The following is a 467-nucleotide window of genomic DNA, read 5'->3' as shown; positions in this document are numbered from 1 at the left end:
CTCGACGGTCTTCTTGAGTCCCTCGTGCAGCTGCTTCGCCGAGTCGGCGATCCGCTTGATTCCGTCGCCCCAGTCGTCCTGGAAGTCGTCGCAGGCGTTGTCGAGCCCATCCGTGCCCAGTCCCTTGGGGCCCACCTTGTTGAGCCGCTCCTGGGCGCCCCGCATGCGGTCGTCCACCTGGTCCAACCTGTTGATCAGGGTCTTCATTCGATCGACATCGATCTGGAAGTCCGCCATCCCCGTATCTCTCCCCGTAGTTGTGATCCAGTGACCGCCGCACAGATTATCGGAGCGCCAACCTCCGTGGTACACGGAGAGGTTCGCGGTTGCCAACACGGTGCGACTGCCCGTCAGATGCCGTCCCACACATGCAGCACGGCCTGTGCGTAGGCGAGCCGGAGGTCCAGCCGCTGCGACTCGATGTGGAAGAGGCTGCCGCCCCGGTAGTCGACGACCTCGTCGGAGCC

1 protein-coding gene is annotated in these 467 nt (G+C 64.5%); it reads right to left on the bottom strand.

Annotated elements, in window-relative coordinates:
* Positions 1-237 (bottom strand): hypothetical protein (locus tag ACLZOT_RS49935; RefSeq protein WP_416975976.1); only part of this gene is annotated, 237 nt, incomplete at its 3' end.
* Between the last annotated feature and the right edge of the window lie 230 nt (positions 238-467).

The sequence above is a fragment of the Streptomyces sp. 4F14 genome (genome assembly GCF_048159485.1).
Classification (GTDB): domain Bacteria; phylum Actinomycetota; class Actinomycetes; order Streptomycetales; family Streptomycetaceae; genus Streptomyces.
Note: the sequence above shows the minus strand (reverse complement) of the source record. Positions and strands in the feature narration are given on the sequence as shown.